24 protein-coding genes and 2 pseudogenes are annotated in these 26,855 nt (G+C 71.4%); 13 read left to right on the top strand and 13 right to left on the bottom strand.

Annotation, left to right across the window (positions count from 1 at the left end):
- Positions 1-414: 414 nt before the first annotated feature.
- The 3 genes from ACY34M_RS30065 to ACY34M_RS30075 all read right to left on the bottom strand — a co-directional run bounded on the left by ACY34M_RS30065 (position 415) and on the right by ACY34M_RS30075 (position 3,544).
- The gene (locus ACY34M_RS30065) at positions 415-1,164 is read right to left on the bottom strand and encodes an anti-sigma factor (protein ID WP_462721653.1); all 750 of its coding nucleotides are present in this window, start codon (positions 1,162-1,164) and stop codon (positions 415-417) included.
- Positions 1,161-1,745, bottom strand: coding sequence for a sigma-70 family RNA polymerase sigma factor (locus ACY34M_RS30070; RefSeq protein WP_422476174.1), 585 nt, complete (start codon positions 1,743-1,745; stop codon positions 1,161-1,163). The genes ACY34M_RS30065 and ACY34M_RS30070 overlap by 4 nt, the downstream gene beginning before the upstream one ends.
- Before the next feature lie 119 nt (positions 1,746-1,864).
- Positions 1,865-3,544: a sulfite oxidase gene (locus ACY34M_RS30075; RefSeq protein WP_462721652.1), complete on the bottom strand. Its 1,680-nt coding sequence runs from the start codon at positions 3,542-3,544 to the stop codon at positions 1,865-1,867.
- Between the two features lie 361 nt (positions 3,545-3,905).
- Here ACY34M_RS30075 and ACY34M_RS30080 point away from each other — a divergent pair.
- Positions 3,906-4,106 (top strand): annotated as a pseudogene (locus ACY34M_RS30080) (transposase); the annotation flags it as partial.
- A 20-nt stretch (positions 4,107-4,126) separates the two neighbouring features.
- On the opposite strand, the gene ACY34M_RS30085 reads toward ACY34M_RS30080, so the two are convergent.
- From ACY34M_RS30085 to ACY34M_RS30095, 3 genes are all read right to left on the bottom strand, one after another.
- Entirely contained in the window at positions 4,127-4,546 is a 420-nt protein-coding gene (locus tag ACY34M_RS30085) for an ATP-binding protein (RefSeq protein WP_462721651.1), read from the bottom strand.
- Positions 4,543-5,424: an MEDS domain-containing protein gene (locus tag ACY34M_RS30090; protein ID WP_462721650.1), complete on the bottom strand. Its 882-nt coding sequence runs from the start codon at positions 5,422-5,424 to the stop codon at positions 4,543-4,545. Before ACY34M_RS30090 ends, ACY34M_RS30085 begins: the two co-directional genes overlap by 4 nt.
- 519 nt (positions 5,425-5,943) lie before the next feature.
- Positions 5,944-6,162: a hypothetical protein gene (locus ACY34M_RS30095; RefSeq protein ID WP_462721649.1), complete on the bottom strand. Its 219-nt coding sequence runs from the start codon at positions 6,160-6,162 to the stop codon at positions 5,944-5,946.
- Positions 6,163-6,207: 45 nt separating this feature from the next.
- On the opposite strand from ACY34M_RS30095, the pseudogene ACY34M_RS30100 reads away from it, so the two are divergent.
- The 7 genes and pseudogenes from ACY34M_RS30100 to ACY34M_RS30130 all read left to right on the top strand — a co-directional run.
- Positions 6,208-6,363, top strand: a pseudogene (locus ACY34M_RS30100) (DUF3151 family protein); the annotation flags it as partial.
- 155 nt (positions 6,364-6,518) lie between these two features.
- The gene (locus ACY34M_RS30105) at positions 6,519-7,361 is read left to right on the top strand and encodes a tryptophan 2,3-dioxygenase family protein (RefSeq protein WP_462721648.1); all 843 of its coding nucleotides are present in this window, start codon (positions 6,519-6,521) and stop codon (positions 7,359-7,361) included.
- Positions 7,354-8,556 carry a kynureninase gene (kynU, locus tag ACY34M_RS30110; RefSeq protein WP_462721647.1) on the top strand — a complete coding sequence of 401 codons (1,203 nt, stop codon included), beginning with the start codon at positions 7,354-7,356 and terminating at the stop codon, positions 8,554-8,556. The genes ACY34M_RS30105 and kynU overlap by 8 nt, the downstream gene beginning before the upstream one ends.
- 191 nt (positions 8,557-8,747) lie before the next feature.
- A complete protein-coding gene (locus ACY34M_RS30115; protein ID WP_462721646.1) occupies positions 8,748-9,632 on the top strand; it encodes an alpha/beta hydrolase in 885 nt (294 codons plus the stop codon).
- A gap of 107 nt (positions 9,633-9,739) precedes the next feature.
- Positions 9,740-11,071 carry a sensor histidine kinase gene (locus ACY34M_RS30120; RefSeq protein ID WP_462721645.1) on the top strand — a complete coding sequence of 444 codons (1,332 nt, stop codon included), beginning with the start codon at positions 9,740-9,742 and terminating at the stop codon, positions 11,069-11,071.
- Positions 11,068-11,733, top strand: a complete 666-nt coding sequence (locus tag ACY34M_RS30125) for a response regulator (RefSeq protein ID WP_462721644.1) — start codon at positions 11,068-11,070, stop codon at positions 11,731-11,733. Before ACY34M_RS30120 ends, ACY34M_RS30125 begins: the two co-directional genes overlap by 4 nt.
- 19 nt (positions 11,734-11,752) lie before the next feature.
- The gene (locus ACY34M_RS30130; RefSeq protein WP_462721643.1) at positions 11,753-12,973 is read left to right on the top strand and encodes a cytochrome P450; all 1,221 of its coding nucleotides are present in this window, start codon (positions 11,753-11,755) and stop codon (positions 12,971-12,973) included.
- On the opposite strand, the gene ACY34M_RS30135 is transcribed toward ACY34M_RS30130, so the two are convergent.
- Genes ACY34M_RS30135 through ACY34M_RS30145 form a run of 3 tightly spaced genes read right to left on the bottom strand, consistent with a single transcriptional unit; the run spans position 12,936 to position 15,823 of the window.
- Positions 12,936-13,184: a hypothetical protein gene (locus ACY34M_RS30135; protein WP_462721642.1), complete on the bottom strand. Its 249-nt coding sequence runs from the start codon at positions 13,182-13,184 to the stop codon at positions 12,936-12,938. The genes ACY34M_RS30130 and ACY34M_RS30135 overlap by 38 nt on opposite strands.
- 54 nt (positions 13,185-13,238) lie before the next feature.
- On the bottom strand, positions 13,239-14,855 hold the full coding sequence (locus ACY34M_RS30140; RefSeq protein WP_462721641.1) for an ABC transporter permease: 1,617 nt from the start codon (positions 14,853-14,855) through the stop codon (positions 13,239-13,241).
- A complete protein-coding gene (locus ACY34M_RS30145; protein WP_462721640.1) occupies positions 14,852-15,823 on the bottom strand; it encodes an ABC transporter ATP-binding protein in 972 nt (323 codons plus the stop codon). The genes ACY34M_RS30140 and ACY34M_RS30145 overlap by 4 nt, the downstream gene beginning before the upstream one ends.
- A gap of 92 nt (positions 15,824-15,915) precedes the next feature.
- Between ACY34M_RS30145 and ACY34M_RS30150 the strand changes: the two genes are divergently transcribed.
- Positions 15,916-16,422, top strand: a complete 507-nt coding sequence (locus ACY34M_RS30150) for a GbsR/MarR family transcriptional regulator (RefSeq protein WP_462721639.1) — start codon at positions 15,916-15,918, stop codon at positions 16,420-16,422.
- Positions 16,423-16,571: 149 nt separating this feature from the next.
- Positions 16,572-18,977, top strand: a complete 2,406-nt coding sequence (locus ACY34M_RS30155) for a prealbumin-like fold domain-containing protein (RefSeq protein ID WP_462721638.1) — start codon at positions 16,572-16,574, stop codon at positions 18,975-18,977.
- 1 nt (position 18,978) lies between these two features.
- Here ACY34M_RS30155 and ACY34M_RS30160 read toward each other — a convergent pair whose 3' ends face one another.
- Entirely contained in the window at positions 18,979-19,851 is an 873-nt protein-coding gene (locus ACY34M_RS30160) for a diacylglycerol kinase (RefSeq protein WP_462721637.1), read from the bottom strand.
- A 172-nt stretch (positions 19,852-20,023) separates the two neighbouring features.
- Here ACY34M_RS30160 and ACY34M_RS30165 point away from each other — a divergent pair, with 172 nt between their 5' ends.
- Positions 20,024-21,307: an adenylosuccinate synthase gene (locus ACY34M_RS30165; protein ID WP_462721636.1), complete on the top strand. Its 1,284-nt coding sequence runs from the start codon at positions 20,024-20,026 to the stop codon at positions 21,305-21,307.
- 61 nt (positions 21,308-21,368) lie between these two features.
- Here the strand turns inward: ACY34M_RS30165 and ACY34M_RS30170 are convergent, their stop codons facing one another.
- The gene (locus tag ACY34M_RS30170; RefSeq protein ID WP_462721661.1) at positions 21,369-23,099 is read right to left on the bottom strand and encodes a serine/threonine-protein kinase; all 1,731 of its coding nucleotides are present in this window, start codon (positions 23,097-23,099) and stop codon (positions 21,369-21,371) included.
- Between the two features lie 215 nt (positions 23,100-23,314).
- Between ACY34M_RS30170 and ACY34M_RS30175 the strand changes: the two genes are divergently transcribed.
- Together ACY34M_RS30175 and ACY34M_RS30180 are read left to right on the top strand one after the other, a co-directional pair.
- Positions 23,315-24,001, top strand: coding sequence for a DUF4956 domain-containing protein (locus ACY34M_RS30175; RefSeq protein ID WP_462721635.1), 687 nt, complete (start codon positions 23,315-23,317; stop codon positions 23,999-24,001).
- Positions 23,998-24,804 (top strand): polyphosphate polymerase domain-containing protein, encoded by an 807-nt coding sequence (locus tag ACY34M_RS30180; protein ID WP_462721634.1) that lies wholly within the window; start codon positions 23,998-24,000, stop codon positions 24,802-24,804. Before ACY34M_RS30175 ends, ACY34M_RS30180 begins: the two co-directional genes overlap by 4 nt.
- Before the next feature lie 55 nt (positions 24,805-24,859).
- Here the strand turns inward: ACY34M_RS30180 and ACY34M_RS30185 are convergent, their stop codons facing one another.
- Both ACY34M_RS30185 and ACY34M_RS30190 read right to left on the bottom strand, forming a co-directional pair.
- Complete coding sequence (locus ACY34M_RS30185) at positions 24,860-26,134, bottom strand: sensor histidine kinase (protein ID WP_462721633.1); 1,275 nt, start codon at positions 26,132-26,134, stop codon at positions 24,860-24,862.
- Complete coding sequence (locus tag ACY34M_RS30190; RefSeq protein ID WP_462721632.1) at positions 26,134-26,832, bottom strand: response regulator transcription factor; 699 nt, start codon at positions 26,830-26,832, stop codon at positions 26,134-26,136. Before ACY34M_RS30190 ends, ACY34M_RS30185 begins: the two co-directional genes overlap by 1 nt.
- Between the last annotated feature and the right edge of the window lie 23 nt (positions 26,833-26,855).

Genomic DNA, 26,855 nt, shown 5'->3' on the forward strand with positions numbered 1-26,855 from the left:
GTGTCCGACTTCTTCGAGGAGGCCGACGAGGAACTGTCGGAGGCCTTGTCCTTGGAGTCGCTGTTGGAGCAGGCGGTCAGGGCCACGGGCAGCATGGCGGCGGCAGCAACGGCAACGGCGACACGACGGACGCGAGTCTGCATGGCAATCCCTCAACGATCAGAACCGTGAGGGCCATTCGCCCTCATCACCGGGAATCCGGTGCGCCCCGTGCCGCGGATTGGTCACCTCCCCAAAAGAGTGATCCGCGTGCGACCACAGCCTGCACGCGGTCGCCGCGATCACGTGCAGGCCGACGCCGGCCGCCAGTCGCTGGAGGGCGGCACCTCGAACGCCACCGTCCACTCCATCGACACCGGCCACACCCCCGACACGTTCCGGCGCGGTCTCGCGCCCTTGCGCGGCCGTGCCGGTTCAGGCCGGGAGGGACAGCAGGGCCACCGGCGCCGTGCTGGGCTGCTTCGAGCCCCCGGCCGGTTCGAGAGTGACGCCCATGCCCGAGGCGTCGCCGACGGCACCGGACATCAGGACGCTCTGATCGGGGCGAGAGGGGTTCATCAGGCCGGCCGGGCGCATGTGGTCACCGTCGGCGAACCACAACTGGTACACCTTGCCCTTAGGGGGAGCGGCCATACCCGAGGCGATGAAGACGGCCTTGTCGCTGTCGTGCGAGACGACCACCGAGCCGCGCGCGCCGCCCTCGACGGCCACCGAGGCCACCTTGGCATCCGGTGCGGCGAGCACGCGGGCTATCCGCTCGGCCCGGGCCTGCGTGGCTCGTGCTTCCTGGCGGGCCTGATCGGCCTGCTGGTGCTGCCACAGCGTTGTGCCGCCGAGCGCGGCAACGCCGGCCATGCAGACAGCGAGCGCCCAGCGTAGGGCGTGCCCGCGCCGGACATGACGGGACAGCACAGCCGCCGGAGTGTCCGGCGGGTCCTGCCGCACCTCGGTGATCTGCCTCATGACCTGAGCTTTCAGACGAGGCGGCGCCGGCAGTGAAGCGGCGAGTCCCAGCCGCCCCGCCGTCGCGGAGAGCTCGCGCACCTCTTGGTCGCAGGACTCACACTGGGCCAGGTGCTTCTCGAACACCCGGCGTTCATCGTCCTCCAGCGCGTCCAGCGCGTACGCGCCGGTGAGCGTGTGCAGGTCGGACGTGGCGGTCATGCTGTCACCCCCAAGCAGTCGCGAAGCCGGATGAGTCCGTCCCGCAGCCGCGTCTTGATCGTGCCCAATGGCGTGGACAGTGTGCTGGCGACTTCCTTGTAGGTGAGGCCCTCGTAGTAGGCCAGCGTCACGGACTGACGCTGGATCTCGCTGAGCGACTGCAGACAACGCCGCAGCTGCTCACGTTCGAAGCGGGCCTCCACCTGCTCGCTGACCTCGTCGAACTCCGGCGTGCGCGCCAGGAGCGCGTCCTTGTGGTCGCGGGCGGCCGCCGACTCCACGGAGCGGACGCGGTCGATGGCGCGCCGGTGGGCCAGAGTGAGAATCCAATTGATGACCGTGCCGCGCTCCGGGCGGTAGCCGACAGCGGTGCGCCACACCTCGACGAGGACTTCCTGGGCCACCTCCTCGGACTGCGCGTGATCGCGCAGGACCCTGCGCACGGTGCCGAACACGGGCCCAGCTACGTCGTCGTACAGAGCGGCGAAGGCTTCCCGGTCGCCCTGCCCTACTGCCGCCATGAGTTTTTCGAGGTCAGGTTTGCTCGCTGGGTTTTCTCCGACGTCGATGGTTTCCGTCATGTGCGGCCTTCCGGCTACCGCTGGGCAGCGGCTTGATGGGGTCGAAGCCCCCAGTAACTCATAGCCATGACGACGGCGGATGCCGGGGTTCGTCCGTGTGCGTTTCCTTGCGTCCGGCTCTAATCGACTGTGACAACAACTGAATGCCAGCCGGAGGCGCCGTCGGGGATGGTCGGGGCGCGCTTTTCGGTCTGCGTCTCGCCCGTACGGTCGGTCGCCCGGACCGTCAGGGTGTGGCCGCCCTTGGGGGCGTCCCAGGCATAGGACCACTGGCGCCAGGTGTCGCGGGTGTCTTCGACGGCGAGGCGAGCTTCCTCCCACGGCCCGTCGTCGACCCGTACTTCGACCTTGTCGATGCCGCGGTGCTGGGCCCAGGCGACCCCGCCCACCATGACGGCACCGGACTTGGGGCGGGCGAAGGGCTTGGGGGTGTCGATGCGGGACTGGGTCTTGATAGGGGCGCGCTGGGCCCAGTCCCGCTTGACCCAGTAGGGGTCGTAGGCGTCGAACGTGGTCAGTTCGATGTCCTGGATCCATTTGCAGGCGGAGACGTAGCCGTAGAGGCCGGGGACGAGCATGCGGACGGGGAAGCCGTGCTCGAAAGGCAGCGGCTGGCCGTTCATGCCGACGGCGAGCATGGCGTCGCGGCCGTCCATGACGTCGTCGACCGGGCTGCCGATGGTCATGCCGTCCACCGAGCGGGCCACCAACTGGTCCGCGGGGCCACCCTTGGACGGCGGCTGCACCCCGCACTCCCGGAGCAGGTCGGCCAGGTGGACGCCGATCCAGCGGGCGTTGCCGACGTAGGGGCCTCCTACTTCGTTCGACACACAGGTCAGGGTGATGTTTCGCTCGATGAGCGGCATCTTGAGCAAGTCGTCGAAGGACAGGGTCCGTTCGCGGGCGACCCCCTTGCCGTGGATGCGCAGCCGCCAGGAGGTGGCGTCGACCTTGGGCACCACGAGGGCGGTGTCGACACGGTAGAAGTCACCATTGGACGTCATGAACGGGCTGATGTCCTTGATCCTCAGCGCCGCGCCCTTCGGCACGGGAGCCGCCTTCGAGGACGGGGCGGGAAGCACGACGTCCTTGCGAGAGGCGACAGCGCTCTGGCCCTGGGAACCGTTGAGCGCGCGCCCGGCGAGGCCGGCGCCGGTGGAGGCGGCAGCCGCAGCGGTGGCCGCGAGGATGAAGCCACGCCGGTCCCACCCGGAATCGCCCAGGCCGTCCTCGGGGTGGGCGGACGTCGCGCCGCCGTCTGTGCGGGCGTCCCCTTCGACGGCGCCGGTGCCACCCGTATTCGTTGTCCTCGGCCCGTGCGCTGCCCGACCGGTGCGCCCCAGCCTTCCGATCAGCCAGTACAGCAAGCAGGCGCCAGCCACGGCACCTACGACGGAAGGCAGTGCGTCGCTGACGCCGCTCGAGTCGGGCCGGCCGGTTGCGGCGAGCGCGCCGACCACACCGAAGGCGAGGACACCGAGCGAGCCGATCAGCCGCCACCGCGTGGCCAGCATCCCCAGAACAAGTGCCAGCGCGGTCAGCACGGCGAGAATTCCGAGCTGGAGAACGAGCTTGTCGTTGGTGCCGAACTGCCGGATCGCCCAGTCCTTCACCGCGGGCGGGGTACGGTCGATCGCCGCACCACCGACCGCGATGACAGGACCGGACTCAGGGCGGACAGCCGCCGAAACCAGTTCCGCCACGGCAATGGCCGCATATCCTGCGAGCAGCCCGCTGAGCGCACCCAGCGACAAGCGTTTGATGCCGCGCAGCGGCTCGTGTCGTGCGTCGTCGTCCATGACCGGAATCCGTTCTGGTAGCGCGTCCGGATTGGTCCGTTCACGCCATTGGGGGCGTGGCGCGCTGTCTCGCAGCAACAGCAAGCAGACGCAACGGGTTCACCGCGGATGGAGACCAGCAGCTCGGGTGTCAGGTAGTAGACCCGGTAGTCCCACCACGACGGATCGGCCGGACTCCCGGTGTGCGGTTCCCCGGCATTCAGCATGAGGAAGCGGCCTACGGGCGGGTGCGCGCCCTCGCCAAGCCACCGGCCAAAAAGGCCGTCCTAGAACCCCTGACACACGCTGCTCTGCGAGAACGGGCCGGTGACCTCGCAGGTCGATCTGACGCTGCTGGCCGAACACCGCCGCGGTCACGGCGCCCACACTGAAGGAGGACGCCGCGGCCTACCCCCAGGGCGGTCGGCCGCCGAAGCACGGCAAGGAGTTCCGCTTCGCCAAGCCCGATACCTGGAGCGAGCCCGACGCCGAGACGGTGCAGGTCACCGACCGCTACGGCACCGCGCAGGCCATGGCCGGGGACCGCATCCACCCGAGGCTGACCACTCGCTCGGCCTGGATTCCCTCGCCCTGCCTCTTGGATCAGGTTCTCAGGGTGAGCGCGACGGTGACGATGGCTCCCACGTCGCCGAGTTCGATGTCGAGTTGGTCGGTCAGGTGCCGGGTCAGCCACAGGCCCCGGCCGCCTTCGTCTGCCTCGATCTCCGGCAGCTCGGACGGGATACTGTCCGCGGTGAAGCCGGGCCCCTTGTCGGTGATTTGGCAGTGCAGCATCCCGTCGCCGTTGTAGGTCACCAGGTGGCCTTCCCCACCGCCATGTTCGACCGCATTGGCCAGCACTTCGTGGACGGCGAGGACGAAGTCGTGCCGGCGGGACTCACACAGCCCACTGCGTTCGGCGCACTCTGCTACGCGAAAGCGCAATGTGGGCAGGTCGACGGCGGTGAAGCGAGCTTCGAGCAGGGGCGCTTGGAGCGACACGGCCACGTGATTGGTCGTCATGCCGGCACCTCGCACAGGAGCAGCCGGTCGAGCGTGTCGGCGCCGAGCAGGCGGAGCACTTTCGCCTGCGTGTGCCTGCAACGGATTTCCACCCGCCCGCAGCCTCTGTCCGCCGCTACCAGGCGCAGCAGCAGCGCCGCACTGTCCACGCCCAGGAAGCACAGGTGGGTGAGGTCCAGCAGGAAGCGGGGGGCCGTTTGGCTGTGCGCAAGCGCCGTACGTACTTCGGTCTGCAACTGCGTGCGGGTGGCCACGTCGGCATCACCAGCCAGCCGCAGCCCGTTGACCGTATGCGCGGCCTCCAGCGCGCCGAGACTTTCCAGCAACGCGACCGGGTGACCGGCCCGCATGGCCTCGACAACCTCGGGGGTGAAGCGCCGACGGTCGTAGGTGCAGATCTCGGCGTAGCGGTGGTCGGTGAACAGCGCGTCGGCGTGGGTCTCACGGTGCATGACGTCCTCAACGGCAGGGCCCAGATCTTGAACCCAGGCCATGTCGATGACCGACCTGAGGCCCGCATAGCCTTGCGCGCAGGCGCGATCGGTCTCCTTCCACAGTCTGCCGACCTGTCGTTCGGCCGTGAACCGGGTGTCGGGGAGGATCAGCTCGCGCATGCTGCTGAACTCCAGCTGCCCACGCGCGCGGGCTGCTTCGGTTACCGGACTGTGGGTGTGCATCCGCTCGTACACTTCGTCGCGCGGGACATCGGGGTCGGCGAGCATGACGACTTTCTCACCGCGGACCAACCCGTGGTGCGCGAAGGCGATGAGGATGCCCCAGCGCGCCTCGTCGTCTTCGTAGCTGGCGAACGCGTGGTCCCCCAGTCGCATCCGCTCCACGGGGAGGCCGAGAACTTGCGCGTGCATCGGCGGGGGCATTGCATCCCTCTTCTATCTCGTGCAGACGGGGTGCGGCTTGAGGGATCGACGTTAGTGACCCCCGTCGGGCAACGAACCGATTGCCCTGAACGGGGCGGACAATGACCGGTTGCGCCCTCCGGGCGGCCAGGTGGTGCCACATACAGTCCCGTAGCGGCCTGCCCCAGACGGCTTCATTGACGTGCCCTGTGCGGGATGGTCAGCCCACATCGACGTCGTCAGCCTGAGCAGTTGCCTCTCTTCCTCGTCGTCCTTCGGTGGGTAGTCATCACTGGTCGCTACCAGGAAGTGCTGTTCTCCCTGTGAGGGCGGTCCGCCATGCATGAGCGGACGTGCCCCCACAGCCCGTCACGCGGTAGACCCAGCCATCCAGCAATAGCTGTCTGACCAGGTGTTTCCGGACAATGAATCAGCGCCCGCGACCACCCAGCACAAGATCGCGGACACTTTCAATCCGTTGCATTTGGGTGTGGGCTCCACAGGAGTGTCGGGAAGTGGGCCGAGTGCCAGACCGTGACTTCAGATGCCGTCGGCCGCAGCGGACGTGCCCTGGTGCACTGCCGATTCCGTATCGTCTAGTGAGTCCGAGCAGCCGCCAAGCGCAGCGACCGCCTCTCCCGTCGGGGCCTTGTCCGCCGTCCATTTCGTCGAGCAGATCCGGGCGAGGTCCAGCACCCACTCCAGATCCCGCTCCGGCAACTGAGCTGCCACGCTGTCCAGCCATTCCTGCTCGGTCATGCTCCGACCCTCCCAGGGCAACCCGCATTAGGGGCACAAGTTCCGCCAATCTCTTGGGAGCACGAGCCCAACCGCGGCTTCCTGCGCGCGCTGCACGCCCTCGCGAGGGCCGCGGGCGAGATCGGCGAGCAGGCGGAGTACGAGCGCTGCACACAGTTCCTGAAGGACTCCTCGGAGTCGGCGGCGCAGACGCTGACCTGAGCCCTTCCTGCCCCGTCAAGGCCCGCCGGTCCGTCGTGATCGGGCGGGCCTTGCCGTTTGCGGGGACGATTACGGAGGATGCACGTGGGGACCGGGGCCCCGTGCCGGTAACGGCAGGGCGGACCGCTACCCGGAGTACACAACAGGAGACAGCGATGTCCCACGACGCGGATCACGAGGCCGAAGCGCCTGCCACCCCGCATCTCGACTTCGCGGGCACGACCCCGTACGAGGACTACGTACAGGCGGACGTGCTCACCCACCTCCAGCACCTTCGCTCGGACGATCCCGGCGAGATGGTCTTCCTGGTCACGACCCAGGTCATGGAGCTGTGGTTCACCGTCGTCGTGCACGAGTGGGAGACCGCGGCCCGCGCCCTCGGCACCGACGACGTGCCGACCGCGGTGGCGGCCCTGAAGCGTTCCGTGCGCGAGCTGGAGGCGCTCAACGCCTCGTGGCGGCCGCTCGCCCAGCTCACTCCGGCCCAGTTCAACTCGTACCGGTCCGCGCTCGGCGAGGGCAGCGGATTCCAGTCGGCGATGTACCGGCGCATGGAGTTCCTGCTCGGCGAGAAGTCGGCGTCGATGCTGGTGCCGCACCGCGGCGCGCCGCGGGTGCACGCCGAGCTGGAGAAGGCGCTGCACGAGCCGAGCCTGTACGACGAGGTGCTGCGGCTGCTCGCCCGGCGCGGCCACCCGGTGCCGCGCGCCGTCCTCGACCGTGACGTGTCGCTGAGGTACGAGCCGTCGCCCGAGGTCGAGGGCGTGTGGACGCGCCTGTACGCCGGGGACGAGCACGACGAACTCGCACGGCTCGGCGAGGCGCTGACGGACGTGGCCGAACTGGTGTGGCGCTGGCGCAACGACCATCTGGTGGCCACGCGGCGCGCCATGGGCGCCAAGACGGGCACGGGCGGCTCCGCCGGTGTCGCCTGGTTGGAGAAGCGGGCACGGAACAACGTGTTCCCCGAGCTGTGGACGGCGAGGTCCCATGTCTGATCTGTACGAGCGGGCGCGCGAACTGGACGCGAAGGACCCGCTCGCGGGCGTGCGCGGCGACTTCGTGCTCGACGACGACGGCGTCTACCTGGACGGGAACTCGCTGGGCGCGCTGCCCGCGAACGTGCCGGGGCGGGTCGACGACGTCGTACGGCGGCAGTGGGGCGAGCTGCGGATCAGGTCCTGGACCGAGTCCGGGTGGTGGACCGCGCCCGAGCGGATCGGCGATCTGATCGCCCCGCTCGTGGGCGCGGCGGCCGGGCAGATCGTGGTCGGCGACTCCACAAGTGTCAATGTCTTCAAGGCACTTGTGGGCGCGGTGCGTCTCGCGGGCGGTCCGGAGGCGGGGCGCGACGAGATCCTCGTCGACGCCGCGACGTTCCCCACGGACGGCTACATCGCCGCCTCCGCCGCCCGGCTGACGGGCTGTTCGGTGCGGGCCGTGGAGCCGGGCGAGGTGCAGGGCGCGCTGTCGCCGCGTACGGCGGCGGTGCTGCTGAACCAGGTGGACTACCGCACCGGGCGGCTGCACGACCTGCCGTCGCTGACGGCGGCGGTCCGCGCGGCGGGCGCGGTCTCAGTGTGGGACCTGTGCCACAGTGCGGGCGCGCTGCCGGTCGGGCTCGACGCGCACGGCGTGGACCTCGCCGTCGGCTGCACGTACAAGTTCCTGAACGGCGGGCCGGGTTCGCCCGCGTACCTGTATGTGCGCGGCGAGCACCAGGCGGCCTTCGACTCACCGCTGCCGGGGTGGAACTCGCACGCCGAGCCGTTCGGGATGCGCTCCGAGTACGAGGCGGCGGACGGTGTCGTACGGGGCCGGGTCGGTACGCCGGACATCCTGTCGATGCTGGCGCTGGAGGCCGCCCTGGAGGTCTGGACGCGGCCCGACGTGTCGGTCGACGCGGTGCGTGCCAAGTCCCTCGCCCTGACGGACTTCTTCCTGGAGTGCGTCGAGGCGTACGTCCCCGAGGGCCGGGTCGAGACGGTGACGCCCGCCGCGCACGGGGAGCGGGGCAGTCAGGTGGCGCTGCGGTGCGCGGACGCGGGGGACGTGATGGGCCGGCTGATCGCGGCGGGCGTCGTCGGCGACTTCCGGGCGCCGGACATCCTGCGCTTCGGGTTCACGCCGCTGTATCTGTCCTTCGCTGACGTGGAGCGGGCCGGGCGGGTCCTGGCGCGGGAGCTGGGCTAGCGGCCGGACACAGGCAACAGGACGGGTCGTCCGCCGCGTCGAGCGTCGCGGCGGGCGGCCCGTTCGCGCGGTCACTGTGCGTGTTGACGCACGTCACGGGCCTGGTAGCGTCCGCATACCCGCAACTCACCGGCTGCCCGCCGGTTCGTTCGCATTTCATCAACTTACGCACGATGTCGAGAGGTTGGAGCATGCCAGACCCCGACAAGTCGGGCGCCGCCCGCGCGGAGGCGGAGGAGGCGTCGGCCTTCTCGCATCCCGCGGCGCCGCCGGACGTCAGCGCCGCGTACGGCGATCACCCGGATCAGATCGTCGACTTCTACGCCCCGAGGGACGGGTCGACGGCGGCCCCGCTGATCGTGGTCCTGCACGGCGGCGCGTGGCGGGCGCCGTACGACCGGCAGTACATGACCCCGTTCTGCGACTACCTCGCCCGGCGCGGGTACGCCGTCGCCAACGTCGAGTACCGGCGGGGAAGCTCCGTGCCGCACCAGGGCGTCGAGGGTCCCGTCGCGGGGCGCTGGCCGGAGACCTTCGACGACGTGGCGACCGCGCTCGACTCGATGCCCGAGCTCGCCGCCGAGCACCTGCCGGCGGCCGACCCGCGGCGCACCGTCGTCACCGGGCACTCGGCGGGCGGCCAGCTCGCGCTGTGGGCGGGCGCCCGGCACGTGCTGCCGGAGGGCGCGCCGTGGCGCACCCCGGACTCGGCGGCGCTGCGCGGTGTCGTCGCCCTCGCGCCGCTCGTGGGCTTCACGCTCGCCGAGGAGCTGGGGGTCTGCGCCGGTGCGCCCGTCCAACTCCTGGGCGGCATCAAGGAGTTGTTCGACGAGCGGCGTCCGTACGCGGACCCCGCTGAGCTGCTGCCGACGGGTGTCGCGACGACCGTGGTGCAGGGGCGTACGGACACGACCGTGCCGTTCGCGCTGGCCGAGGCGTACGCGGACGCGGCGGCGAAGGCCGGTGAGGTCGTGGGTGTCACGTTCCTGGAGGACGTCGGCCACTTCCCGCTGATCGACCCGGCGGCGGACGCCTGCGCGGTGGTCGCGGAGGAGATCGCCCAACTGGCCTGGTGAGCCCGCGCGCCCGGCCCGGCGCGGGCGCATAGTACTTGCGACGGACGCCGTCGAACCCTCCTCCGTGCGGACGCGGCGGGCCACCGCCGCGACCTACCGTGAGGGCCATGACCGACACGACCACCATCGGGGCCCCGCGCGAGCGCAGCCCCGAGTTCAGTCTCGCCACATCGGCGCTGCGGGGGCTGCGCGAGGACCTGTTCCGGGACGTGCGCGCCTACCGGCCGCTGCCCCGGGCGGGCACCGACGGGCCGTGGGCCCGGCTGTTCCCGGACCGCGTCCGCGAGCACCTGGGTCTCTTCCCGCACGCCGTCGTGCTGGGCCTGGCCCTCCTCACGCTGATCACGGGCATGGCGAGCTACGGCGCCCTCGACGACAGCGTCTTCGCCGTGATCGCCGGGCTCGTGGTCGCGGTGCCGGTGGCGCTGACCCTGCTCCGGCCGGTCCTCGCCTGGTGGCTCTCGCTCCTCGCGGCCCCCGTCCTCGTGGTGGCGACGAGCGACGACCTCTACCCGTGGTCGGGCGGCAGCATCCTGGGCCACACGGTCGTGATGATGGTGGTCGCGGCGCGCACCCGGCCGCGTACGGCGGCCTGGATGTGGGCGCTGTCCACGCTGTACTCGCTGCTCTCCGCGGCGCTCTTCGGCGGTATCCAGGGCGGCATCGCGATCCCGATGGCGGTGCTCTCCGGCATCGCGGTCGCGATCGTCGCGCTCGTCCAGGTCAACCGCACGGCGCAGCGCCAGGTCGTCCAGGAGCGCACGGTCACCGCCGTCGAGCGGGACCGGCGCACGCTCCTGGAGGAGCGCACGAACATCGCGCGCGAGCTGCACGACGTGGTGGCGCACCACATGTCGGTGGTGGCGATCCAGGCGGAGGCGGCGCCCTACCGCGTCGAGAACCCGCCGCCCGAGCTGGAGCAGGCCTTCGTCACGATCCGGGAGAACGCGGTGGCGGCGCTGACCGAGCTGCGCCGGGTCCTGGGTGTCGTACGGGCCGAGGACTACGAGGCGCCGGACGCCCCGCAGCCGACCCTCGCCGACCTCGACAAGCTCCTGGAGAACGTGCGGGAGGCGGGCCTGACCGTGACCAGGACGGTGACGGGCGCGGTCCGTGAGCTGCCGCAGGGCGTCGAGCTGTCGGCGTACCGGATCGTGCAGGAGGCGCTGAGCAACACGCTGCGGCATGCGCCGGGCGCGCAGGCCGTGGTCGAGGTGAGTTACGTCCTCGGGGGCCTCGGCCTCCGGATCGTCAACGGCCCGTCGACCGGACTGGTGAAGCCCAGCCCCGGTGCGGGGCACGGCATTACGGGCATGCGGGAGCGGGTGTCCATGCTCGACGGCGAGATGACGGCGGCGCAGACGGCCGACGGCGGGTACGAGGTCACGGTGTTCATCCCCGTCGCCGCCGCTGCCACCGGAACGGAGGACGAGGCGTGATCAGTGTGCTGGTCGCCGACGACCAGATGATGGTCCGCGAGGGCTTCTCGGTGCTGCTGAACGCCATGCCGGACTTCGAGGTCGTCGGCGAGGCGGTCAACGGCGTGGAGGCGATCGCGAAGGTCCGTGAGCTGCGCCCCGACGTCGTCCTGATGGACATCCGCATGCCGGAGCTGAACGGCATCGAGGCGACCCGCGAGATCGTCGCGGCGGACGCCGGCACGAAGGTGCTCGTGCTGACCACCTTCGACCTGGACGAGTACGTGTACCAGGCGCTGCGGGCGGGGGCCTCTGGGTTCCTCCTCAAGGACGCCTCGGCCCGTGAACTCGCCGACGGCGTACGGGTGGTGGCGAGCGGGGAGGCGCTTCTCGCGCCGACCGTGACCCGCCGGCTGATCACCGAGTTCGCCAAGCTGGCCGAGGCGCCGAGGTTCCCGGCGTCGCGGCAGGCGGGCGCGTACGGGGAGCTGACCGAGCGCGAGACGGAGGTGCTCGTCCTGATCGCGCAGGGCCTGTCGAACATCGAGATCGCCGAGCGGCTCGTGGTCGCCGAGTCGACGATCAAGACGCATGTGAGCCGGGTGCTGGTGAAGCTGGGCCTGCGCGACCGGACGCAGGCGGCGGTGTTCGCGTACGAGGCACGTCTGGTCACGCCGGGGTGAGCGCGGTTAGCGTCCGTGCATGGACGCGCTCGTGGAATCGTTCGACCCCTGGTCCCAGGCCTTCGTCGCCGACCCGTACCCCGCCTACGCAGCCCTGCGCGAGGCCGGCCGGGTGCACTGGTTCGAGTCGTCGAACCAGTACCTGATCCCGCACCACGCCGACGTCTCGGCGCTCCTGCGGGACCGCCGCCTCGGCCGCACCTACCAGCACCGGTACGCGCACGAGGACTTCGGCCGCACGGCGCCGCCGCCCGAGCACGAGCCGTTCCACACGCTCAACGACCACGGCATGCTCGACCTGGAGCCCCCGGACCACACGCGCATCCGCCGCCTGGTCTCGAAGGCGTTCACGCCGGGCACGGTGCGGCAACTCCAGCGTTACGTCGAGAAGTTGGCGGACGAACTCGTCGCCGGTCTGGTGGCCGACGGCGGCGGCGACCTGCTCACGGCCGTCGCCGAACCGCTCCCCGTGGCCGTCATCGCCGAAATGCTCGGCATCCCCGAAGCCGACCGGGCGCCGCTGCGGCCCTGGTCGGCGGCGATCTGCGGGATGTACGAGCTGAATCCGGCGGAGGAGACGGCGCGGGCCGCGGTCACCGCGTCGCTCGAATTCACTGAATATCTGCGGGAGTTGATCGCCGGCCGGCGCGCCCGCCCCGCCGACGACCTGATCTCGGGGCTCATCGCCGCCCGCGACGACGAGGACGGGGCCCGGCTCACCGAGCAGGAGATGATCTCCACCTGTGTCCTGCTCCTCAACGCGGGACACGAGGCCACGGTGAACGCGACCGTGAACGGCTGGTGGGCCCTGTTCCGGCACCCGGAGCAGCTGGCGGCGCTGCGCGCGGACCACTCGCTGATCCCCTCCGCGGTCGAGGAGCTGATGCGCTACGACACCCCGCTCCAGCTCTTCGAACGCTGGGTGCTCGACGAGATCGAGGTCGCGGGCACCACGATCCCGGTCGGCTCCGAGGTGGCGCTCCTGTTCGGCTCGGCCAACCACGACCCGGCGGTCTTCACCGACCCGGACCGCCTGGACCTGACCCGCGCCGACAACCCGCACATCTCCTTCTCGGCGGGCATCCACTACTGCATCGGCGCCCCGCTCGCCCGGATCGAACTCGCCGCTTCCATGAAGGCGTTGCTCACCCGGGCGCCGACGCTGCGGCCTGCCGCCGAGCCGCGGCGCAAGCCGAACTTCGTCATTCGGGGTCTTGAGGGGCTGCGCGTCGAGCTCTGAGGAGACGGTGCAGCAGGACCCCGGCCAGGGTTCCGGCGAGCATGCCGCCGCCGAGGCACACCGGAAGCCCGACGTAGAGCACCCGCCAGTCCGGGCCCTGCTCGAACCGGTGGAGCCGCCCGTCCGCGAGGGCTGTCCAGACGGCGAAACCGGCGCCGAGCCCGACGAGGGCCGTGAGGCAGCCGAGCGCTCCCTGAGTGCGTTGTCCCATGTCGAGCAGGACGCACACGGTCCGGCGCCGGTTTCGGCCCGGGCGGTCGGCGCCTCAGGTGGACAGGTCCCGGCGGCGCAGCCCGATCAGGCCGACGACCACGAACACCACGGTCAGCGCGGTCTCCACCAGCACCGGCTGCCACGCCATGTCCCCGCCCGGCAGCTTCGGCAGATGACCGAACGGCGAGACGTCCATGACCGCCTGCGGCAGCTTCAGCGCCGGGCCGATCCAGCCGATGAGGAGCGCCGCGCCCGCCGCCGCCCACGCGGCGACGGCCGCCCGGGGCCACACCCCGTACAGCAGCACGGCCACCCCGCCGAGCGTCCAGATCGCGGCGAGCTGGACCAGGCAGGCGCCGACGACCGGGCCGAACTCCTTGCCGTACCCGACCGCGAGGCCGACCCCGCCGAGCAGCATGATCAGCGCGGCGCCCGCGAAGGCGATCACCAGGTGGCCGCCGGCCCAGGCGATCCGGCCCACCGCGTTCGCGAGGACCGGTTCGGCCCGCTGCGAGGTCTCCTCGCCGTTCAGCCGGAGCACCGCCTGCACGACGTAGAGCGCGGCGACCATCCCGAGCATGCCGACCATCGTGCCGAGGAAGGCGTCGGTGATGCCGGAGTGGCCGCCCATCCGCTCGATGATCTCCTTGGTGTTCGCGCTGTCGCCGACCAGATCGGCCGCCCCCTCGGTCATCCCGCCGAAGACGACACCGGCCGCGAGGAAACCGATCGACCAGCCGGTCACGCTGCCCCGCTGCAACCGCCAGGCCAGCGCGCCCGCCGAGCCGAGGCGGCCTTCGGCGGGTCCCGGCCGGGTCGGCAGGAAGCTCATGCCGATGTCGCGGCGTCCCGCCAGCTCGTAGCCCACCACGCCCTGGATCACGACGGCGGCGAGGAAGAGCCCCAGCACCCACCAGCGCTCGTCGGCGAAGGCCCGCATGTTCTCGACCCAGCCGATCGGCGAGATCCAGGTGAGCGGCGACGAGCCGTCGTTCGTGCCCGAGTCGCCCGCCGCCCGCAGCACGAAGGCCACGCCGAGCAGCGCGGAGGTCAGTCCGCGCGCGAGCCGCGCGCTCTCCGTGAACTGGGCGACGATCGCGGCCATCGTCGCGAACGCCATTCCGCAGCCGCCGATCGCCAGTCCGAGGGCGAGTGCCCCCGCGCCGCCCTGTGCGGACAGTCCGCCCGCGACGACCAGCGCGAGCACCCCGTTGGCGACCAGGGCCGCGAGCAGCGCGGCGGTCAGCGGTGCGCGCCGCCCCACCATCGCCGACGACACCAGCTCCTGCCGCCCGCTCTCCTCCTCGTCCCGGGTGTGCCGTACGACGACGAGCAGGCTCATGATCGCGGCGAAGACCGCGGCGAACGTGCCCCCGCGCCAGGCCGTGAGCGCGCCGAGCGAGTCCCCGAAGACCGGCCCGTACATGGCGCGCATCGAGCCGTTGGTGTTCATGGACGCCGCGATGTCGGCCCGCTCGGCGGCCGTCGGCCACACCGACTTCAGCGTGTTCGGCATCGACACGACCATCACGGCGGTGATGGCGATCCATACGGGCATCATCACGCGGTCGCGCCGCAGCGCGAGCCGCAGCAGCGTCCCGGTGCCCGCGAGGTGCCGGGCGCCGCCGGTCCGCGACACGTAGCGGCCGTCGCTCACCAGGGCGGTCATCGCGACACCGCCGCCTCGGGCGTGCGGACGTCCTCCTGGTAGTGCCGCATGAACAGCTCCTCCAGGGTGGGCGGGGTGCTGGTGAGGGACCGCACGCCGGAGTCCGTGAGCGAGCGCAGCACGGCGTCGAGCTTGTCGGTGTCGACCTGGAGCTTGACCCGGTTCCCCTGGACGTCGAGATCGTGCACGCCGGGCAGGCCGGCCAACCCGTCCGGCGGGCCCGCCAGTTCGGCGGTCACGCTGGTCCGCGTCAGATGCCGCAGCTCGGCCAGCGAACCGCTCTCGACGGTCACGCCCTTGCGGATGATGCTGACGCGGTCGCACAGCTCCTCCACCTCGCTGAGGATGTGCGAGGACAGCAGCACCGTCTGCCCGTGCTCGCGCGTGGCCTCCTCGACGTAAGCCTGGAAGACCTCCTCCATCAGCGGGTCGAGGCCGGAGGTGGGCTCGTCGAGGATGAGCACGTCGATGTCGGTCGCGGCGAAGGCGGCGACGAGGGCGACCTTCTGCCGGTTGCCCTTCGAGTACGTGCGGCCCTTCTTCGTCGGGTCGAGTTCGAAGCGCTCGATCAGCTCGGCCCTGCGCTTCTTGTCGAGGCCTCCCGCCCGTCGCCCGCCACCACCCCAACCGAAGCGCTTCGCGCTGCCCCCCTGATGCAGGCGCCCGTAGAGGTCGATGACCTCGCCGCCGCTGAGGTTGCGCCACAGCGTCACGTCGCCGGGTACGTAGGCGACCTTGCGGTGCAGTTCCACGGCGTCGGCCCAGGGGTCGCGGCCGAGCAGCTGCACGGCGCCGGAGTCGGCGCGCAGCAGGCCGAGCAGGACGCGGATGGTGGTGGACTTCCCCGCCCCGTTCGGACCGAGGAAGCCGTGCACCTCGCCGGCCTCGACGTCGAGGTCGAGTCCGTCGAGCGCGTGGGTCCTGCCGAACGACTTGTGCAGTCCGGAGACCGTGATTGCCTTCGTCATGATTTTGAAGCTACGCGCGCTTCACAAATTTGTGAAGTTAAGGAAGCGTATAAACTGTTCTCGCAGGCCGGGCAAGGGGAGAGGATCGGGACATGGGCACGCAGGGCAAGGACGAGGCGCAGGCGCGGGCGGCCGAGGAGGCCAGGTCCCGGTTCGTCGAGCGTTTCGCCGCCCAGCTCGTCGAGGCCGGCATGGCGCGGATGCCCTCCCGCGTCTTCGCGGCCCTGCTCGCCTCCGACTCCGGCGCCCTCACCTCCGCCGAGCTCGGCAGCAGGCTCCAGGTCAGCCCGGCCGCGGTGTCCGGGGCGGTGCGCTATCTGACCCAGCAGCACATGGTCACGCGCGAGCGCGAGCCCGGCACGCGCCGCGATCTGTTCCGGGTGCACGACAACCAGTGGTACGAGGCGCTCGGCAGCCGGGACAGCGTCCTCAAGCGCTGGGAGGACGCGCTGCGCGAGGGCCGCGACAGCCTCGGCCCCGACACCCCCGCGGGCCGTCGGATGGCGGAGACCCTGGCCTTCTTCGAGTTCGTCCAGGGCGAGCTGGCGGGGCTGATGGACCGCTGGCGCGAACACCGCAAGACGCTCGACCTGGGCTGAGCGCCCCGCTGCTCCGCCAAACGTAGGACCCTCCGGCCCCACCCGCAGGCGCTCCGGCCTCGTTGCTTGGGGGCGCGCCGCGAAAGCGATATGCCGTTTTTGACGGTAATCGCATCAGAGTATGGACAGGCGGGTGGAGCGGTATGTGCGTGGCGTCCCGGTCGGCGATCGCGCGGTGGGGAGGGCCGGCGCTCGGCGCGCTGTTGGTGCTCGCCTGCCTCCTGACGGCCCTCGGCCCCACCGGAGGGCGGGCGTCCGCGGCCGCCGCGCAGAACCCCCTGTCGGTCACCTTCGTGGCCCGCCAGTGCCCCGAGTACTCCGACGTCATGGCCAACAAGGCCCGCAACAACGTCCAGGAGTCGCTGCGCGACCTCGGCCCCGACTCCAACTACGCGTCGGGAGAAGCCGTCTCGGCGCAGAAGGAGGCATCCGGCACCCCGCTGCCGCCGTGCGAACCGCTGTCCGACTGGACCATGTCCACCGGCACCGGCATCACCGGCAAGTCCTCCGCCTCGCAGAACCTGAGCACGGTCACCAGCCCGATCCGGCAGAACATCACCACGAAGTCGAGCGCTCCCGAACTCGACGCCCAGGGCAATGACACCGGCCGCACCCTCGAAGGCGCGGTCACCGTGAACCTCAACAGCCAGGAGATCGGCGCCGGTTCGAGCCTGATCGCCCAGGGCGGCACCAAGTCCCAGCCGCTGAACGGGAAGCAGGAGCAGTACGGCTTCGGCGCGCTGCGCTGCGCGCAGGACTCCATCAACGGCGACAACGTCGAGTACGTGGCCTTCCCGTCCGGCACCCGGCACGTCTTCTGCTACTACTACGCGATCACACCCCCGCCGGACGCCGGCACCATCAAGGTGGTCAAGAAGGTGGCGGACGGCACTCCTGGCGAGGGCGACTTCCGCTTCGACGGAAACGTGTCGTACGGCGACACCAACAGCGACGGCACCAACGACTTCGTGCTCAACTCATCGGCACAGAAGTCGGATTCGGAGACCTTCGTACGGGCGGCGGGCAGCACACCCTGGACGTTCAAGGAGTTCGTCCCGTCCGGCAGCGGCTGGTCCCCGCCGACCATGCCCGACTGCACCATCGTGGCGGCCGACGGCAGCGAGGGCACCAGTCAGGTCACCCGGGACTCGGCCGGGGCCGCCAGCGTCGTGCTCGCTGCGGGCGACACCGTGACCTGCACGTACACCAACACCAGAACCACTGGGAAGGCGCTGATCGAGAAGGAGTCGATCGGCGGCACCGGCACCTTCGACATCGACGTGCGACCACCCTCCAGTTCGGAGCCACTGGCCGTGGGCCCCGTCACCACCAATCGTGAGGGCGTGCCCGTCACCGTCGTGCAGGCACCGGACGGCGCGACGCCGGGCCGGTACGCGATCGACGAAGCGATCCCGGACTCCGACGGCACCGGCAGCTGGGACCTGGTCGGCCTGAACTGCAACGGCAAGGACGTGAGGATCACCAAGGGCGACGCCACCAAGGACGCGCCCAACGGCACCTGGCACGCCACGTACGACCTGCCCTCCGTCGACGACTCGACGTGCCTGCTCACCAACAAGTTCACCCCCGGCGGCGCCATCAACATCGAGAAGGTCACCGAGGGCGGCACCGGCACCTTCGCCTACGGCGTCACCGCGCACCCGCTCGGCCGGCTCAGGGACGCCACCACCCACCGGTCCACCGCCACCACCGACACCGAGGGCGTCGCCGCGACCGCGCACCCCGAGGACGGCACGGGACCTGCCGCCGACGAGCTGACGGTCGACGACCGCACTCGGTACACCGTGCAGGAATTCCTGCCGCCGCCCACCGCCGCGGGGCACTGGGAAATGACCGATGCCGACTGCGGCGCGGCGGGCTCCGACGTGAATACCGACCAGGGCACCGTGCAGCTCGTGCTCACCGCCGGGAACCCGCGTCCCACCTGCCGGTTCACCAACCGCTTCGTGAAGATCGGGACCCTCGACGTCACCAAGCGCACCACCGGCGACCAGGGGCTGCGCCCCGACCCGGCGCACCTCACCCTCGTCTGCGCCGACGGCACCGAGGACGCGCTGGACGTCGCGGCCGGTGAGGAATCCGGCGCGCTGGAGCGGCACCGGTTCGACGCGGACACCACGTGCACCGTCGAGGAACCGCGCTCCGGAGCCGGTGACCAGGTCACCGCGCAGACCTCGGCCCAGATCACCGTGGACGGCGGGGAGCCGAGAACGGTCACGCTGGGCGAGCCGTTCCCGGTCCGGGAGGGCGAGTCCGCCGCGGTCGTCGTGACCAACGCCTTCGCGAAGACCCCGCCCACCTCGCCGCCGCCCACCTCTGCGACCCCGACCCCGACCCCGAGCGACACGTCGCCCCCGACCCCCACGCCCTCCGGCACGACACCCCCGACCGGAGGCGGCGCGTCCACGCCGCCCGGCGACCACCTCGCCGAGACCGGCAGCTCGAGCACCGCGCTGTGGGTGGCGGGCGGGGCCGCCCTGGCCGTGGCCCTCGGCACCCTTACGGTGACGGCGATCCGCCGCCGCAGGGCCTGACTCAGGGGAGCGCCAGCCGCCAGGCCCCGGTGCGCACCGTCCACGTACGTCTGCGCACCGGGCCGCCGATCGTCACCGAGTCCGCCCGGTAGCGGAAGTCGCTGCCGGTCACGGTGATCGTCCTGGCCCTGGCGGTCAGCGGGGCGACCGCCGCGTCCTCCGCCGCGGGCCGCACCTCCACCCGCGCCAGCCCGGTGCCGGTGGCGGGCCCCACCGAGACGCCCTCCACCGGCTGGTCCAGATCGACGAGCGTCACCCCGTCCGCCTCGACCCGGAGCCGCGCGGGCTGACCCGCCTCCTGGACCGCCGGGCGCGCGGGCCGCGCCGCGAGGCTGCGCACCAGCGACCGGCACGTCCGCAGCCACGGCGGACCGGTCCCGTCCGGGTCGGCGTCAATGGCCGAAACCGGTGGGATCCGAAGGTCCCCCAGCACCACTCCGTCGCTGTCGTCAACCAACAGATCGAGCCGTCGCTCCGTCCCGTCGAGCGCGGCGCGCGCCGCCTCGACCGTGCCGCCGGGCACGCCGAGTGACCGCGAGAGCGAGACCGCGGCGCCCACCGGCACCATCGAGAACACCGCCCCGGCCAGCTCCCGCTCCCGGTGGAGCAGCGAGACCGCGCGCAGCAGCGCCCGGTCGTCACCGACCACGACGGGGCGCCTCGCACCCCGTTTGGCCAGCGCTTTCGCGAATTCCGCGGGGCCTTCCGGAAGGCACACCTTCGCCGTGGAACCCGCGCACAACACGTCCTTGGCGATCCGCACGGACTCCCCGTCGGCGCGCATCGCGGCCGGATCGACGATCACCAACAGCTGTCGCGACAGCCCCTGGCTCGCGTCGTCCGCATGGTCAGATGGATGGTCCAAAGCCGCCACCTCGGCCTTGCCTCGCTTCCTCGGGTAGCATCTTTGTGCAAGAGCCCCTTGCGCTATTGCGCCAGGGGCTTCGTCTATTCCGGGGCACCCCAAGGCTTACGAAGGCACGCCGCACCGCCGCGGCCACGGCCCCTGACCTTGGACATGCCCCGCCCGGAAGGGGTGTACGCCTGTGCCCGCACTTGTGCTGCTCGGTGCTCAGTGGGGTGACGAAGGCAAGGGAAAGGCCACCGACCTGCTCGGTGGATCCGTGGACTATGTAGTGCGCTACCAGGGCGGCAACAACGCCGGCCACACGGTTGTCGTGGGCGACCAGAAGTACGCGCTGCATCTCCTCCCTTCCGGAATCCTCTCCCCGGAGTGCACGCCGGTCATTGGGAACGGTGTCGTCGTCGACCCGTCGGTCCTGCTCTCCGAGCTGAGCGGTCTGAACGAGCGCGGCGTCGACACGTCGAAGCTCCTGCTCAGCGGAAACGCGCACATCATCACGCCGTACAACGTGACGGTGGACAAGGTGACGGAACGCTTCCTCGGGAAGCGGAAGATCGGCACCACGGGCCGCGGCATCGGCCCGACCTACGCGGACAAGATCAACCGTGTCGGCATCCGCGTCCAGGACCTCTACGACGAGTCGATCCTCACCCAGAAGGTCGAGGCGGCCCTCGAGGTCAAGAACCAGCTCCTGACGAAGCTCTACAACCGCCGCGCCATCGAGGCGCAGCAGGTGGTCGAGGAGCTGCTCGGCTACGCCGACAAGATCAAGGGCTACGTCGCCGACACCACCCTGGTGATCAACGACGCGCTCGACGACGACAAGGTCGTCCTGTTCGAGGGCGGCCAGGGCACGCTCCTCGACATCGACCACGGCACGTATCCCTTCGTGACCTCGTCGAACCCGACCGCGGGCGGTGCCTGCACGGGTGCGGGCGTGGGCCCGACGAAGATCAGCCGCGTCATCGGCATCCTCAAGGCCTACACGACCCGCGTCGGCGCGGGCCCGTTCCCGACCGAGCTGTTCGACCAGGACGGCGAGGACCTGCGCCGGATCGGCGGCGAGCGCGGTGTCACCACCGGCCGTGACCGCCGCTGCGGCTGGTTCGACGCGGTGATCGCCCGCTACGCGACGCGCGTCAACGGCCTCACCGACTTCTTCCTGACGAAGCTCGACGTGCTCACCGGCTGGGAGCAGATCCCGGTCTGCGTCGCGTACGAGATCGACGGCAAGCGCGTCGAGGAGCTGCCCTACTCGCAGACCGACTTCCACCACGCGAAGCCGGTCTACGAGTACCTGCCGGGCTGGTCGGAGGACATCACGAAGGCGAAGACCTTCGCGGACCTCCCGAAGAACGCGCAGGCGTACGTGAAGGCGCTGGAGGAGATGTCCGGCGCCCCGATCTCGGCGATCGGCGTCGGCCCCGGCCGCGACGAGACGATCGAGATCAACTCGTTCCTGTAGGCCGCCTTCGGCCTGAGCGCCCCGGTCCGCTTCGGCGGGCCGGGGCGCTCGTGCGTCCGCCTCAGCCCGCCTTGTCGTACGTCAGTGGCTTCGCGCCCGCCATGGCGCGCCTCAGCCTGCCGTCGGACAGGAGCGTGACCGTGCTCGATTCGCCCGGGGTGCAGGCCGCGCTGGGCTGGGCCGTCGTCGGGACGGTGGGGCCGATCCGTATCTCGGCCGCGGTCGCCGACTCCAGCCGGCCCTGGAAGACGCAGTGGTACGGGGAGCCGTCGCGCTGGTAGCCGTCCGCCGTCAGGGAGAGGACCGTGTCGCCGGACGCGCCCTGCCGGAGCGTCATGATGCGCGGGTGGTGGCCCAGCGCGTTGTCGATCGCGCTGTTCCACGTGCCGAGGAACTCGGTGGGGACGTCGCCCGCCGCGAGCTTCGGGGACTCCTCCCGCGCCGTGGACGCCTCCTGGCCGGGAGAGGTCCCGGCGGGGGACGAGGGCGGCGCCGAGACCGCGGAGGCCGTGGGGGAGGCCTTGCCGTCGGTGCGTCCCGACGGCTTCTCCCCGCCCTTCATCAGCGCGTACACGGAGCCGCCCGCCCCGAGCGCCACGATCAGCGCGACCACGATGAGCGCGGGAGTGGAGCGGCTGCGGCGCCGGGGCCCGGGCGGCGGCGGGCCGTAGGGCGGGGTCTGGCCCCAGCCGCCGGGCGGATGGCCGTAGGCGGGCGGCAGGGGCTGCGACGGGTGCGGGTGCGGATAGCCGTACTGAGGCGGGGGCGCGGGGGCCGGCGGGGTCTCGTGGGCGACCACCGTCGGCAGGTGGTTCAGCGGCGTCGCGCCGGGGGTGCCGGGCGGCGGGGGAGCAGCGGGCGGCGGATCGGGCGGGGCGACCTGCGCCGTGCGCTCCGGGTTCTCCGTGTCGAGCAACTTGGCCGCGTGCCGCGCCAGTTGTGCGACGAGGGCCCCCGGCAGCCACGGGTCGCGGGTGCGGCCGCCGTCGCCCAGCGTGCCCTCCACGCCGGTGAGTTCCATGATCTCGTCGAGCGTGGGCCGGTCGCCCGGCTGCTTGTGCAGGCAGTCGCGGACGAGGTCCTGCAACCCCTCCGGCAGGTCCGTCAGCTCGGGCGGCTCCTCGGCGATCCGGTACATCAGGGCGTGCACCCCGCTGTTGGACGTACGGAACGGCAGCTGCCCCGACGCCGCGTACGCGAGCACGGAACCCAGGCAGAACACGTCGCACGCCGGAGTGATCCGGTCGCCGCGCACCTGCTCGGGCGCCATGAAACCGGGCGAGCCGACCAGCGCCCCGGTGCGCGTGAGCCCGCCGTCCGTGACCGTCTCAAGGGCGCGGGCTATGCCGAAGTCGATGACGCGCGGACCGTCGATGGTCATCAGCACGTTCGACGGCTTCAGGTCGCGGTGGACGATGCCCGCCGCGTGGATGTCCTTGAGCGCCTGCGCGAGACCGCCCGCGAGGATGCGCACCGAACGCTCGGGCAGCGCGCCGTAGTCGTGCGAGACGACCTGCTGGAGGCTGGGCCCCGCCACGTACCCCGTCGCCACCCAGGGAATGTCCGCGTCCGTGTCCGCGTCCAGCACCGGAGCCGTCCAGGCGCCCCCGACCCGCCGTGCGGCCGCCACCTCCTGCCGGAAGCGGTTCCTGAACTCCTCCTGCTCCGCGAGCTCTTCGCGCACCACCTTCACGGCAACCGTGCGCCCCCGCTCCGAGCGCGCCAGATACACCTCGCCCATGCCGCCCGCGCCGAGCCGGCCGAGCAACCGGTACGCGCCGATGCTCTGCATACCCTCCATGTCGCGCCACCCTCCCCCGGTATGTGTGCAACGAACTGAGAATAGTGCGGACATACGACAGAGAGGGGCCCCGCGGGCCCAACGGTTCCGTGCGTCTACCCAGGTTGACGAACGCCGGCGCGGGCCGGTGGACGCGGACCGGCGGGCGTGGATCGTTAACCGTCACCAAGCGCGGCGTTAACCCGGCCGTCCGTAGCGTCGAGGACATGGACAAGCTCCCAAACGTGGCGGGGCTCGGCGCGCATCTCGGCCTGGATCTGCTGGCCGTGACCCTGCTGACCTTCGGCATCTTCTATCCGCGACACCGCAGGCGCGAACTCGTGCCCGCGTACCTCGCGCTGAACGTCGCCCTGTTCGCGGTCGTCGCCGCGCTCGGCGAGGTCGGCAGGGGCGGCGGGCTCGCCCTGGGCTTCGGCCTGTTCGGGGTGCTGTCGATCGTGCGGCTGCGCTCCGACGCGCTGCGGCACCAGGAAGTGGCGTACTACTTCGTGACGCTGGTCCTCGGGCTGCTGTGCGGACTGCGCGCACTCGGCCTCGGCGTCACCGCCGCGCTCGCCGCGCTGCTCCTCGTGGTCGTCTACGTGGCCGACCACCCCCGCCTGTACGCCCGTGACCGCCGGGCCGTCGTCACCCTCGACGCCGTGCACGTCGACGAGGACGAGCTCCGGGCCGAACTGGCGAGGCGCGTGGGCGAGCCGCATGGTTGGACCGTGCAGGAGATCGACTACGTACGCGATCTGATGGTCGTGGAAGTTCGATTCCGGCAGCCGGAGGCACGGGAACGATCGGAGCCGCCCATACGTACCACTCGTACCCACAAGGGAGCTCATGACCTTCATGAGCCTCGCAGTACGACGAAGACCGCAGCCGCCTATCACCAGGAGACCGTGTGATCCCCGCCGTACGCGCCATCGGGCGCGCCGCACTCGCCGCCAAGCCGTTGTCGCTCGATGAACTGAACAACAGGGCAGAGCTGTTGGCCCGCTACGACAACAGCTATCTGGTGCCGGTGGACGTCTTCGAGGACTTCGCGGCGCTGCTGACCGACCCGCGCCGGGCCGGGGGTCCGTTCCGGGCCCTCTCGGTGAACGGCCGCCGCTGGTTCTCGTACAGATCCACCTACTACGACACCGCCGACCTGCGGACGTACCACGACCACCGGCAGGGACGACGGCTCCGCTACAAGATCCGCGAGCGGCTCTACCAGGACACGGGGGAGCGGCAGTTCGAGATCAAGCTCAAGAACGGGCGGGGCGAGACCGTCAAGCACCGCCGCAGGCTCGACGGCGAGGAGCGCCCGCTCGACGCCGCCCAGCAGGGCTTCCTCGCCGGGGTGCTCGGCGGGGCGTACGGGATCGAGGCACCGGACGGGCTCGAACCCTCGCTGGTCACGGACTACCAGCGGGCCACGTTCGTCGCCGACGGGCAGCGGATCACGTGCGACGCGGGGCTCGCGGTGCGGGACCTCTCCGACGGGCGGACGGTCCGCTCGGACGGTGGGCTCGTGCTCGTGGAGACGAAGACGCGGGGGCAGCTGACCGAGGCGGACCGGGTGCTGCACCGGTTCGGGGTGCGGGCGGCCGAGTTCACGAAGTACTGCGGGGGCTTTGCGGCGCTGCGGCCCGAGTTGGGGAACAACCGGTGGTCGCGCTCCGTACGGGAGGCGTTCCCCCGTTCCAGCCCCGCCGGCGTTTGAGGCGCGGGGTCCGGGGCGGAGCCCCGAGGCCGGGCGCCGGTGCCGGGCGACGTGACTAGCCGCCCCACCGCAGGGTGACCACGGCCCCCGGACCGCCGGATCCGAAGGAGACCGTTCCGCCGGACTCCTCCGCCGTGCGCCGCACGATCGACAGGCCGAGCCCCGTGGAGCCGCCCCCGCTGGAACCACGGGTCTCGGACTCCGGCGTGAGGCCGGGCCCCTCGTCCGCGACCACCAGCTCCGCCACGGGGCCGTCCGAGCGGACGGAGACCCGGAAGCCGACGCCCTGCGGGGTGTGGTCCAGTACGTTCCCGATCAGCGCGTCGAGCGCCGCGACCAGCTCGTCCTCCGGCACGGGCACCGCGACCGGCACGTCCGGCACCGACACGTCGAGGCCCCGCCCCTGATCGGTGGCGAGCGGCTCCCAGAAGGCGGCCCGGTCCCGGGTGACCGCCGCCAGGTCCGCACCGGCCGTGTCGCGGAGCGGCTTGCGCGCCTTGCGGATGACGTCGTCCACGCCCTGTTCGAGCGCCGCGACCCCCGCCGCGATCCGCTCGGCCTCCTCCGCGTCCCGCAGCCCCTCCGCGTCCAGGCGCAGCGCCGCGACGGGCGTGCGCAGCCGGTGCGCGAGGTCCGCCGCGTTCTCCCGCTCGGCGGTCAGCAGCTCGTCGATCCGGGCCGCGAGATGGTTCAGCTCGGCGGCCACGGAGCGCAGTTCCGGCGGCCCCTGCGGCTCGGCGCGGGCGGTCAGGTCGCCGCCGGCGAGCCGGTCCGCGGTCCCGGCCAGCGCGCGCGTCGCCCCGACGAGCCGCGCCCCGAGCCGGTCCGCGAGCAGCAGCCCGATGAGGACGAGGCCGAGCCCGATGCCGGCCAGCGTCAGCCACGACGAGAGCATCCCGTCGTACAGCTGCCGGTTCGTCAGCGTCACCTGGACGACGGCCGTGCCGCCCTCCGCGCCCTGCACCGGCACCAGGACCTGACGGCCGCCGCCCGGCGGCTCGTACGTGAAGGCGCGCCCCGCGCGTGCGAGGCGCACCGCGTCGGTGACGGTGGCCGGGGCGCCGATCACCTTGCCGTCGGCGAAGATCAGGGAAGTGTCGGGCCGCGACGTCGAGTTGACGCTCTCCACGGCCTGTTCCGCGCCCGCCCGTTCGCCCGCGCTGTGCAGCGTGGGGCCCATCGCGGCGGCCACCCACTGGGCGCGCGCCGTGGCCTCCGCGGTCGCCCGGTCCGCGGCGTGGCTGCGGGTGAGCAGGGTCAGCGGGACGAGCAGCGCGGTGAGGACGAGGGCGGTGGTGGCGGCCGTGAGCAGCAGCAGGGTGCGGCGCACTACGAAGCCGCCTGACCGTCGGGGGCCATCAGCTTCACACCCACCGTGCGTACGGTGTGCAGATAGCGCGGCGCCTGGGCCGTCTCGCCCAGCTTCCGCCGCAGCCACGACAGATGGACGTCCACCGTCTTGTCGGCGCCGCCCAGCGGCTGCTGCCACACCTCGGCGAGCAGTTCACGGCGCGAGACGACCTGTCCCGGACGGTGGGCGAGATAGGCGAGCAGGTCGAACTCGCGCGGTGTCAGATCGAGCGGCCGCCCGTCGAGCGTGACCTCGCGGGACGCCGGGTCGAGCACGAGAGCGCCGACCGTGAGCGGCTCGTCGACGTCGCCGGGCAGCCCGAGACGGCGCAGCACCGCCTTGATCCGGGCGTCCAACTGGGCCGCGCCGAAAGGCTTCACGATGTAGTCGTCGGCCCCGTCCCCGAGCACCGCGACCATCTCGCCCTCCTCGTCGCGGGCCGTCGCCACGATCACCGGTACGTCGCTCACCGCGCGCAGCATCCGAAGTATTCGGGCGCCGTCCACATCGGGCAGGCCCAGATCGAGCACGACGAGATCGGGGCGGTCGGTGACGGCCGCGTCGAGTCCGGCCATGCCGGTGGCCGCTGTGGCGACGGCGTGACCCCGGTCGCGCAGGGCGCGGACCAGGGCGTTCCGCAGGGCGGGATCATCTTCGACGACCAGGAGATGGGGCATTTGATCACCGTATGCCGGTGCGC

This window comes from Streptomyces sp. EDA2-14, from assembly GCF_054963755.1.

Bases quoted from the DNA above. Each gene is read 5' to 3' on its own strand.
- ACY34M_RS30105 (WP_462721648.1), top strand. From the start codon at position 6,519: ATGTCCCACGACGCGGATCACGAGGCCGAAGCGCCTGCCACCCCGCAT.
- ACY34M_RS30130 (WP_462721643.1), top strand. From the start codon at position 11,753: ATGGACGCGCTCGTGGAATCGTTCGACCCCTGGTCCCAGGCCTTCGTC.
- ACY34M_RS30140 (WP_462721641.1), bottom strand. From the start codon at position 14,855: ATGACCGCCCTGGTGAGCGACGGCCGCTACGTGTCGCGGACCGGCGGC.
- ACY34M_RS30190 (WP_462721632.1), bottom strand. From the start codon at position 26,832: ATGCCCCATCTCCTGGTCGTCGAAGATGATCCCGCCCTGCGGAACGCC.
- ACY34M_RS30115 (WP_462721646.1), top strand. From the start codon at position 8,748: ATGCCAGACCCCGACAAGTCGGGCGCCGCCCGCGCGGAGGCGGAGGAG.
- ACY34M_RS30135 (WP_462721642.1), bottom strand. From the start codon at position 13,184: ATGGGACAACGCACTCAGGGAGCGCTCGGCTGCCTCACGGCCCTCGTC.
- ACY34M_RS30120 (WP_462721645.1), top strand. From the start codon at position 9,740: ATGACCGACACGACCACCATCGGGGCCCCGCGCGAGCGCAGCCCCGAG.
- ACY34M_RS30175 (WP_462721635.1), top strand. From the start codon at position 23,315: ATGGACAAGCTCCCAAACGTGGCGGGGCTCGGCGCGCATCTCGGCCTG.
- ACY34M_RS30090 (WP_462721650.1), bottom strand. From the start codon at position 5,424: ATGCCCCCGCCGATGCACGCGCAAGTTCTCGGCCTCCCCGTGGAGCGG.
- ACY34M_RS30065 (WP_462721653.1), bottom strand. From the start codon at position 1,164: ATGACCGCCACGTCCGACCTGCACACGCTCACCGGCGCGTACGCGCTG.
- ACY34M_RS30170 (WP_462721661.1), bottom strand. From the start codon at position 23,099: ATGCAGAGCATCGGCGCGTACCGGTTGCTCGGCCGGCTCGGCGCGGGC.
- ACY34M_RS30150 (WP_462721639.1), top strand. From the start codon at position 15,916: ATGGGCACGCAGGGCAAGGACGAGGCGCAGGCGCGGGCGGCCGAGGAG.
- kynU (WP_462721647.1), top strand. From the start codon at position 7,354: ATGTCTGATCTGTACGAGCGGGCGCGCGAACTGGACGCGAAGGACCCG.
- ACY34M_RS30085 (WP_462721651.1), bottom strand. From the start codon at position 4,546: ATGACGACCAATCACGTGGCCGTGTCGCTCCAAGCGCCCCTGCTCGAA.
- ACY34M_RS30070 (WP_422476174.1), bottom strand. From the start codon at position 1,745: ATGACGGAAACCATCGACGTCGGAGAAAACCCAGCGAGCAAACCTGAC.
- ACY34M_RS30095 (WP_462721649.1), bottom strand. From the start codon at position 6,162: ATGACCGAGCAGGAATGGCTGGACAGCGTGGCAGCTCAGTTGCCGGAG.
- ACY34M_RS30145 (WP_462721640.1), bottom strand. From the start codon at position 15,823: ATGACGAAGGCAATCACGGTCTCCGGACTGCACAAGTCGTTCGGCAGG.
- ACY34M_RS30075 (WP_462721652.1), bottom strand. From the start codon at position 3,544: ATGGACGACGACGCACGACACGAGCCGCTGCGCGGCATCAAACGCTTG.